Consider the following 9597-nt stretch of genomic DNA (forward strand, 5'->3'; position numbering starts at 1 on the left):
ATGGCGCTTCTTGCTCATCTAAATCCCCTCCCGGGTTGGGCGGTCTTACCAAAAGAGTATCGAATATCCTCTCTTTCAGCTTGGACCGGTTTGAAGGGGCAAGGTCAGATTTGCTTGGAGGGCTTCAAGGTCCTTATAGCCCTGCTCCATGTTCTCCTGGGCTTCAACTAAAAACTCTCGAATAGTTTCGTCCATCTCGGTTTCTTCGCTCAAGGCTCATTTCCCCCTACTCTAAAAAAGGTGATGGATAACCTGAAAATCACCCATAAGTTCTTACAAAACTCTGAAGTTGCCTCATTCAGGCATTTACTACTCATGTCCCACTGTTAAAGCAACGCTCGTGCCAAAAGACAAAAAAACTTCAACCCATTGTTTAATAAGCAGAAATAATTAAACTGCTAGTTTAATTATCGCGACCGTCTCACTCATTGAGACATTAAAACGTCTCAAGAAATGTCTCGTAACTGTCTCAAGACAGTAAAGAATTTGAACGATGAAAATTGGTTTAAGAATTGGTTTTAAATTGATGCTACCTAATTTCAATTTCGGACTTTAATTTAATTTCAATTAGATAGCGTTATAGAATTAAAAGGATTGTGTTAGATTTTCATTATTTTAATAATAGGAACAAAAGAGCCAAATATCTGAATAATTCAATTGATATCTAAATTAAACGTTATTCTTAAAGTTACTGGGGGTGGGAGTCTATCGGTAATATGAGAAGGGGACTTAATCCGAATAAGACAAAGATTTATAAAATTGAGCTAGAATCATGCGCCATCAAAACATCTGATGGCAGTTAGCATTTCATTTCACTCACTTTTCACAACGAAATATATAAAAATCATTCTGTCTCATTTGCAAATTCTATATACCCAAAAACCACTCCGTTCAAAAAGAGTTGGATGACTGACTCGAAAAGTAAGTCGACGCCCAGGCGATAACCAACATCCCCTGGGCGAGTTACCAAATACGATAAACGAGCCTCACCCTGATATATGCCTTATACGGAATAACTACCCCGGCAGAAGATGTAAATGGCAAGAAAACCATAACGAATTAGCCTTGCAGGGCAAACAACACAGCCTCCAATTCACAGTTCAATATTTCGCAAACCTAGGCCCTAGTCTTTTGCAACTGATGAGGCTTAACGGGCAAGGAGAAAAACGGCTCTCCAACGGCATCCTGAATTGCATTTACGATGGCCGCCACAGTGGCAACAATTGGCGGCTCGCCGACACCACGGATACCGTAAGGCGTGTCATCAGCCGGATTTTCCACAATAATCGATTTCATTTCGGGAACATCCATGCTGGTCGGCATCAAATAATCATGCAGGCTTTCGCCTTCAAGGCTCCCGTCTTCTCGTCGAGGTTGCTCTTCCATTAGCGCCAAACCAAGTCCTTGAAGCATACCGCCCTCCATTTGCCCAACTATGGCAAGAGGATTGATGGCAAAACCGACATCTTGTGCGCCGATGAGCCGAAGCACCCGTATTTCGCCAAGTTCTTGATTGACAGCAACTTCGGCAATTTGAGAGGTATATACGGGACAGGTGGTCGGCGCCTCGCTCATTCCCTGTCCTATAATAAAACCTCCGGTACTCGGGGATGCCGCCGAAACTTGCGCCAAAGTCATGGAGCGATCCGGGGCCGAGCGGACAAATACCCTTCCCTCCTCAACCGCCAAATCATCGGGAGAAGCTTCAAGCTTCGCAGCAGCAACCTGAAATATCTTCTCCCTCGCGTCTTTCGCCGCTTTGAGAACCGCCAAGCCCACCGAGCGCGTAACCATACTTCCCGTCGCCCGAATTGACTCAGGAGCGACATCCGTATCTCCACAATCGTATCGAACCTCGTCCAGGCTGACGCCAAGTTCCTCGGCTGCAAGTTGACTGAGACCCGTACTCGAGCCACTCATATCAATCGTTCCCGCTATGATCTGAAACGTGCCATCCCCGTTCAGACGTATGGAACAACTTGAGGCACCGCCAGCACCATGCATAAAACCAAGGGCTAATCCACGGCCTGCCTTCCATCCATCTCCCTCTAATTCCACCGGGAGATGGAAAGGCTCATCCCAATTCACATCCTCCGCGATACGCTCCATCACCAACTTCATCCCCCCGTCTCGGTGGACGCCAGCCAGGGATTTATCACCCTTACGGAGTTCGTTGCGGCGACGAATCTCAAGGGGATCTAGCCCTAAGTCCCGGGCAATAATGTCCATCTGAACCTCGGTGGCAAAATGATATTGAGGACCGCTAGGCGCACGAACAGGCCCCGCCAAAGGTCCATTCGAGTAAACCGTACATCCACGTACTCGAACATTTGGAATTCGGTACATACTTGAGGCCATTTCTATCTTGCTGCTGCATTGTCTAGCGGCTTTTTTCCCATGGGCACCTTGCTCCATCGTTACGTCCATATCACGAGCCACTAGCGTGCCATCGTTCTTTACACCCGTTTTAATGACAAATGTATGGGGATGCCTGAAACTGCCAGCCTGATGATCTTCCTCACGAGTCATTTCCATGCGGACGGCCTGCCCTGAGCGAAGGGCGAGAAGACCAGCGAGATGCTCAAGAACGGCTCTGGTCTTTCCACCAAAGCCGCCACCCAGTTCAGTTGGAACGATTCGAACCTTTGTTTGAGGAAGTCCAAGCGCCTCGCAAACTTCGTCACGAATTTCAAATGGGGACTGAGTACAAGTCCATATCGTTATTTTTCCGTCTCCGCCTACGTCCGCCAAGACACTGTGAAGTTCCAGGTATCCCGGATGGGCGTATTCAGTCTTAAAAGTGTGCTCATAAACGCGGTCGGCCTCGTCAAAACCCGCCTCGATATCACCCATCGTCCTCTCAAAACTTGCGATAACATTTCTGCCGCCACCTTTAGACTCCAGCCCAAGCTCTTTCCAATCATCATGGACCAACAGATCAGTGCTATTTTTCCCAGAGATCGCATCCTTTAAAGGAGGCAAGATCTTGTAGTGGACATCAATAGCCTCTAGCGCCGCCTTTGCGGCATCGATATTCTCGGCAGCAACAAGGGCAACCGGTTCTCCCACATAGCGGACATATCCATCCTTGGCGAGCCAACTCTGATCTTTAACATCTCCCCCGAAGCGAATATTCGGACACTCATCCCGGGTCAGCACAACCCGAACACCAGGAATTTTGCGTGCTCGGTCCGCATTCACTGAAAGAACGCGGGCATGGGCATGAGGACTCCGCAACACAAGACTGCAAAGTGTGCGCTCGGGACGAGGAGTATCTGACGCAAAACGAGTGCTGCCCACAGCCTTATCCGGGACGTCAATCCGAGTCAAACTTTTTCCGGCCACCTTATACTCACCCATTGCACTCCCCTTAATTTTTAACTTCAAACAATTCCCAATAATTAAATTTAGTACCGAAAGGAAAAATCCACGTCAGGAATTTGCCTCTTCCTCTTCATACTTGAAGTTGTGAATTCTTGATACGGGAACATCTTTAGGATCATAGCCATCCCGAAGAACTCTCTTGGTGTGCCATTCCCGGTCCACCTCTCCATCCTCAGTGAGCCGCATCATGTCACAGCAAATTTCAATGACGTTACCATCCGGGTCAGTGAAGTACATCGCTCGATTCTCACCGAATGACCTCCTGTCCCCTTCGGGATGGTTGAGGCTGTGAAGGAGGGGCCCGTAGACGAATTCCACTCCCTTCGAGCGCAGATATGCCTCCCAGGCGTCAAACGCTTCTTTATTCTCCACCTCAAATGCGAAATGCATGATTCCGAATTGGTCATTATCCTGGGTGTTCCCCACAGGTGGATCGCATGAGCCATCCTTGGGCCGAAACTCGAACATATTGATGGTATGATGCCGATCTGTGCACGAAACGAACCGGTTTGGCCTGCCAAAAAATCCCGAGTTATCCTTCCCATCATTAATGCGCCAGCCAAGAAGACCTACATAGAAATCAATCGATTTTTCCAAATCGCGGACTTTCATGGCTAAATGGTCAAGACTTTTAAATTTAAACCTAGGACGCTCCATAGGATTCTCCCCCACTACGATTACGAGCAAAGCTCTTTAACAAAACAAGGGTCGCGCACGACCTGAGCAATCTGTGGCAAAATTGCCTCGCCTTCATTCCAATATCAGCCAATGAATATCGAAAAACCCACCCTTTTTTTTAATAAATGCTATTTTACCATAAACACAAACGGTGCTCACCCCATCCCAACCGTTAACAACCCCTGCTCACGTCCCCTTGACATTCGGGCGCCGGGGGCGCATAAACCCCACTGACATTTCTCGCGATCGCGCGTTGTGCTTCCCAGCGATCGGAAGCGCCTCTCATCCCGAGTCCTATCCAGTTACCCTCCGTCTTCTCCAGATGCGCGTGGAAAGCGGTACTAGCCACGATGTATGCGTCTGCCCAAAGAGGCGACGAATCCTGGCAGAAGGAAGTTCTATTTCATGACTCAACGCTCATTCACCGATCTCGGTGTGGCCGAGCCTCTTCTGCGTGCCCTTCGCACGGAGAACTATGCCCATCCGACCCCTATTCAGGATCAGACCATTGAGAAACTCATTGCCGGAAAGGATTTACTCGGCATCGCCCAGACCGGCACGGGGAAAACAGCCGCCTTCGCCCTACCGATCCTACAACACCTTTCCGCCGGCCAAACAGGGGAGAAAAATATCCCCAACGAGAACAGAAACACCGGTGGCAGAGGAGATCGTGGGGGCAAAAATCGCAGACGCTCCACACCGCGTGTCCTCCCGCGCGCCCTCATTTTGGCACCAACGCGTGAGCTTGCCATCCAGATCGAGGAGAGCTTCCGTACCTATGGGCGACACCTACCACTTCGCCACACCGTCATTCTGGGCGGCGTAAGCCAGCACTCCCAAGTCCGCGCCCTCTCCAATGGGGTGGATATACTAGTAGCAACACCGGGGCGCCTGCTCGATTTGAAAGAACAGGGACATGTCCGGCTCAATCAGATCTCCCACCTCGTCTTGGACGAGGCCGACCTAATGCTCGACATGGGATTCCTTCCTGATGTGCGGAAAATCATGGGGGCCCTACCCGAAAAGCGGCAGACAATGCTTTTTTCGGCGACCATGCCCGCCGACGTCGCACGCCTGGCTAAGGAAATACTAAACGATCCCGTTCGTGTCGAGGTCTCACCGAGAACCATCACGGTTGAGCAGGTCGACCAGCGCGTATTTTTCACTGATACGCCTAACAAAAGACCCCTTTTGACGCACCTACTCCAAGACGCCGACATGAGCCGTGTGATTGTCTTCATGCGCACGAAACGAGGAGCAAGCCGCCTCGCCGAGCAACTAGAAAAAGTAGGTATTCGGACGGAAGCCATACATGGCAATAAGACCCAAAGTGCTCGCCAGAGCGCTCTCAAAAATTTTCGAAATGGTCGTGCCAGAGTCCTCGTTGCCACCGATGTTGCAGCACGAGGCATCGACATCTCGGGTGTGAGCCATGTCGTTAACTATGAACTACCCAACATCCCTGAGAGCTATGTCCACCGTGTTGGGAGAACCGCCCGAGCTGGAGCCGAGGGCGTCGCATTCTCTTTCTGCGACGCCTCCGAGCGGAGTTTCCTACGCAATATTGAGCGGATAACGAAACACCCCATAACCGTCGTCGAAGATCACCCCCACAAGAGCACTTCAGTTTCCAAGGGACACGATTCATCAAGGCGGCCCTCTCCTTCTGGGCGTCCGGCGTCCAAACGCCGGGATGCGTCAGGGCCTTCTCGACCTAGTCGACGTCGCTCCGCATCGGGTGGAAACACACCCAAGCAGCAGACTGCCCCAGGCGGGTCGACTGCAAATGGGTCAAATTCCAAATATCAGGGAATATCCAAGGAACGCTCTACATCTAATGAGGCCGCGCCCAACGCACCTAAAACGCGCCGAAAACGCCGGCCTCGGAGCCGTGTTTCTGCGGCATAACTAGCTCATAGACCCATTTTTTGCCGAGACAAATGCCATTGACAATTTATCGTTTTGAACGGGGTAATTTCGTATACGGAAGAAAAAATGCGTGGCGATGGACACACAGGTGCTTCATGTTGGGAAAACACCTGTATCTCGTTGAAATATAGTCGTATATTTAATTTGAAATAAACTGAAAAAAAATGAGTATATTCATTATTTACTTGCACCAATTTAAATGCTCGGGTAGAGTTAGGTGGTCTTTCCACGTTCAGTGCGGGAAGGGCTTGTTTGGTCATGCAGATAGAATGAGGTTCCCTTCCTGAAAGAAGCTCCATTCATCAGCATAATCCTTTTAATCTCCAGTCAAGGGGAAAAAGATGGCGTCAGGTACGGTGAAGTGGTTTAACGATTCAAAAGGTTTCGGTTTTATTACTCCAGAGGATGGGGGCGATGATCTGTTTGTTCACTTCTCTGCCATCGCCGGGGAGGGTTTCAAGACCTTGAGCGAAGGTGACTCTGTTACGTATGAAGCTGGACAAGGACCTAAGGGACCTCAGGCTCAGAATGTGGTAAAAGCTGGATAAATCACTAAAAAGAGCTTCGTAGAAATGGCGGCCGAAACCGGTCGCCATTTTTTTATCTCAATTTATCAATTTACTTATGATGCGGAAATAAGAACCCCGCCCGAAACAATAATAATCGCGGCAAATAATATTCGAATGGTTACCTTCTCGATGTCTTTCAAAAAGAAAACACTGAGAAACACCACCCAAAGCGGCGTTACTCTACTCAGAGGAAGAGTAATCGTAATATCTCCTACCGAAAAAGCAGACCAGAGGAATCCCGAGGCGGCAAGATTAAACAACGCCGCAAAAACAAATAATTTCCGGCTTTTACGATCCGTTACTATCTCTCCGCCTCCTGGGAGAAATCGTCTTCCAACTAGCATGACACCAAGTCCGACCCAAAAAGCCACTGCAATACCCAAAAAAGGTGCCCTGCCGTGCGCAAAAGCCATCTTGATAAAAACAGGCGATATCCCGTAACCCACCGATGACACCAAGGGATAAAGCGACCCATTATCGATCCAACCCCTCAGCCCGGGCGCGTCCCCCCTATCAGGCCAGGCCAGCAGGCACACACCGAGGACGATCAAAATCGTTCCTATTATTATCGGAGCATGGGGACGCTCCCCAAGAACCAGCATGGCAAAAAAAACAGCCCAGATCGGAGAGGCAGAATGAATCGGAGTGGCTCGGCTAACCCCGATTCGCTCAATGCCGATAAAATGCGTAATGGTTCCGATTCCGGCCCCCAAGAATCCACTCAGAGCAAACCAGAAAATTTGGACCAATGAAGCCGACTGGAGGGTTCCAAGAGATAAAGCGATGACAAGCGCACCTGTGCCGACAATGATGTCGATGACAAGAATGGCTGCCGTCGAACTTCCCGTCTGCATGCCGCGCCGAAGCAGGATCAGTGTGCCCGCGTAGCTAACCGATGATGCAACCGCTAAAACGATACCGCTTCCTGTGCTGGAAAATAATTCTGCCATAAGCAAGAAGATACACCCACATCTACCGAAGAGCGAAGAGCATTTCACCAAAAAGGAGGCATTATTTTACGGTGAGAAGCTACTCCGAGATAATCATCGACACCTTGTCCCTAGCTCAACCAGAGAGTGGCAACGAGAAAAAAACCAAAAAATACCTTAATGGAAAAATATTCCTAGTCTCTCAAATGCTAAGTGAGAAAAACATAAAGACCCTGGCTTCCACCAGGGCCCTTATGTTTAAAATTAGGAGCCTTCTATATTTCCAGGTCAGACAAACCCAAGAAATACAACCCCCTGTTTATTTTCCGATTCCCAAAAATTACAGGGATTGTCTACTAGGCTATTTCTTTTTTTTCTTCTTAATCCCCAACTTCCTAAAAAGGCTACCGTTGTAGGTATAGACAGAATGGAACTTTTTCGTCAACTCGGGGCCATAATGAATAGGCATGCTCTTCGTGCCAAATTTTTTGACGAGTCGGTTAAAAGATTTATCCTTCACCGCTTTCCTGAAGGCAGCATCAAGAGCCATTATCCGGTCCTTGGGTGTGCCAGTGGGTACCACAAAAAAGCGCCAGCCCACGTAAACGAAATCCACCCCCTGCTCCAGAAAAGTGGGGACTTTTGGCATACGGGAGTCACGTTTTTTTGTAGTGATACCGAGCGCCCGCAACTCGCCTTTTCTCATTCGACCTAAAGATCCACCAGTTGCAGGATTGGCCACCGCCACGTCAACATGACCTCCCAACATCGCCTGAAAGGCCTTACCCCCGCCCCGGAAAGGAATATGGTTGAACTTGACCCCCTTGGCTTTTTCGACTGCTATCATCAAGAGATGGCTGTTCCGATAGGCTCCAGAGGATCCGAAGCTAATTTTTCCTGGATTTTTTCGCGCAGCCTCGACGATGTCGTCGAGCGTTTTCCAGGGACTGTTCCCCTTAACGATCCACATGGTGGGATCTTCATTCAACGAATAGACCGGAATGAAATCCTTTAATGGGTCAAATCCCATGTCACGTGCATGAGGTGCAACCATCATGGCAGAACTGCCCATCCCGAGGGTATAACCGTCGGGCTTGGCGCGCTTCATAGCTGTCATGCCTCGTTTACCGCCGCCACCGCCCATGATCTGGACCAACAATGGCTGGCCCAAATAGGTATGCATCACACTTGAAAGCGCTCGGGCGTGCATATCGTGTGAGCCACCCGCCCCCGTGGGGACAATGACCTTAACAGGCTTAGACGGGTAGCTAGCCCCTTCGCCCGAAAGAGGAGCTACCAACACAAGAACCAATACCAACAAGCCGGAAAACACAGAAATTAAACGACGTCGATTCATGCTATTTCCCCCTATACAGGTTGAACTCGAAAAACTTCGGCACCGAATGCAGTCAAAGTTGGCTGCCCTTGAGGTATCAGCCATTCGACTTGTGCTTCCACTACCCAGTAAGTGAACAATTGGTGATTGTGGCTTATCTTACCATGCTTGCAATAAACTGACATTCTCTCTTAACTGTTAAACACAATAACTTCAGGGCGAACAAAATAAAAAAAACTTTCAGCGATTACCTTTCACATAGCAGTTAGCTATTGTTTTTCCTCCGCAGAAGGTCTTGACGGACCAACCGGCTTCCAAGCCGCACGGAAGAGCATCATCACACTCAACACTAGGAACAGGGCCGAAATCGGCTTCGTCAAAAAAGTTAAATAATCTCCATGAGAAAGTAATAAGGCTTGTTTGAACGACTCCTCTGCCGTCGGCGTAAGGATGAAGCCGATTACCAAAGGTGGCATTGGATACCGCATCTTTCTCAAGGCATAACCAAAGGCCCCAAATATCACCAGCGTTATCACGTCATCCACATTACCCCGAAATGCATAAGTGCCTACCATGCAGAAAATCAGGACAAGAGGTATCAAAATGGATTGGCGAATCGTAACCAGCCGGGCAAACAGTCCTGTTAAAAACCACCCTTCCAGCAACATGATGGGATTTCCCAAAAGGAGAAGGGTGAAAATTGCATACATGGTCGGTGCATTTTCCTGGAACAAGGAGGGCCCAGGACGAAGCCCTTGCGCTAGAAAAGCAC

Annotated in this window: 8 protein-coding genes; 2 read left to right on the forward strand and 6 right to left on the reverse strand. The window is 49.1% G+C overall.

The window, feature by feature from the left end; translation table 11 throughout:
- Window positions 1–75 precede the first annotated feature (75 nt).
- From HOJ95_01410 to HOJ95_01420, 3 genes are all read right to left on the reverse strand, one after another.
- Entirely contained in the window at window positions 76–213 is a 138-nt protein-coding gene (locus HOJ95_01410) for a hypothetical protein (GenBank protein ID MBT6393339.1), read from the reverse strand.
- Between the two features lie 903 nt (window positions 214–1116).
- Window positions 1117–3360: a xanthine dehydrogenase family protein molybdopterin-binding subunit gene (locus HOJ95_01415; GenBank protein MBT6393340.1), complete on the reverse strand. Its 2244-nt coding sequence runs from the start codon at window positions 3358–3360 to the stop codon at window positions 1117–1119.
- 72 nt (window positions 3361–3432) lie between these two features.
- Window positions 3433–4041, reverse strand: coding sequence for a VOC family protein (locus tag HOJ95_01420; protein ID MBT6393341.1), 609 nt, complete (start codon window positions 4039–4041; stop codon window positions 3433–3435).
- Between the two features lie 426 nt (window positions 4042–4467).
- Between HOJ95_01420 and HOJ95_01425 the strand changes: the two genes are divergently transcribed.
- Window positions 4468–5970 (forward strand): DEAD/DEAH box helicase, encoded by a 1503-nt coding sequence (locus tag HOJ95_01425; GenBank protein ID MBT6393342.1) that lies wholly within the window; start codon window positions 4468–4470, stop codon window positions 5968–5970.
- A 362-nt stretch (window positions 5971–6332) separates the two neighbouring features.
- On the forward strand, window positions 6333–6539 hold the full coding sequence (locus HOJ95_01430; GenBank protein ID MBT6393343.1) for a cold-shock protein: 207 nt from the start codon (window positions 6333–6335) through the stop codon (window positions 6537–6539).
- Window positions 6540–6613: 74 nt separating this feature from the next.
- Here HOJ95_01430 and HOJ95_01435 read toward each other — a convergent pair whose 3' ends face one another.
- From HOJ95_01435 to HOJ95_01445, 3 genes are all read right to left on the reverse strand, one after another.
- Window positions 6614–7510, reverse strand: coding sequence for an EamA family transporter (locus tag HOJ95_01435; GenBank protein MBT6393344.1), 897 nt, complete (start codon window positions 7508–7510; stop codon window positions 6614–6616).
- Window positions 7511–7850: 340 nt separating this feature from the next.
- On the reverse strand, window positions 7851–8846 hold the full coding sequence (locus HOJ95_01440) for a tripartite tricarboxylate transporter substrate binding protein (protein MBT6393345.1): 996 nt from the start codon (window positions 8844–8846) through the stop codon (window positions 7851–7853).
- A gap of 248 nt (window positions 8847–9094) precedes the next feature.
- Window positions 9095–9597: hypothetical protein (locus HOJ95_01445; protein ID MBT6393346.1), on the reverse strand; the 503-nt coding region annotated here is incomplete at its 5' end.

It is taken from the genome of Nitrospinaceae bacterium, assembly GCA_018669005.1.
Lineage (GTDB): Bacteria > UBA8248 > UBA8248 > UBA8248 > UBA8248 > UBA8248.

Coding starts and splice junctions, on each gene's coding strand:
- HOJ95_01415 (MBT6393340.1), bottom strand. CDS start 3,360: ATGGGTGAGTATAAGGTGGCCGGAAAAAGTTTGACTCGGATTGACGTC.
- HOJ95_01420 (MBT6393341.1), bottom strand. CDS start 4,041: ATGGAGCGTCCTAGGTTTAAATTTAAAAGTCTTGACCATTTAGCCATG.
- HOJ95_01425 (MBT6393342.1), top strand. CDS start 4,468: ATGACTCAACGCTCATTCACCGATCTCGGTGTGGCCGAGCCTCTTCTG.
- HOJ95_01430 (MBT6393343.1), top strand. CDS start 6,333: ATGGCGTCAGGTACGGTGAAGTGGTTTAACGATTCAAAAGGTTTCGGT.
- HOJ95_01435 (MBT6393344.1), bottom strand. CDS start 7,510: ATGGCAGAATTATTTTCCAGCACAGGAAGCGGTATCGTTTTAGCGGTT.
- HOJ95_01440 (MBT6393345.1), bottom strand. CDS start 8,846: ATGAATCGACGTCGTTTAATTTCTGTGTTTTCCGGCTTGTTGGTATTG.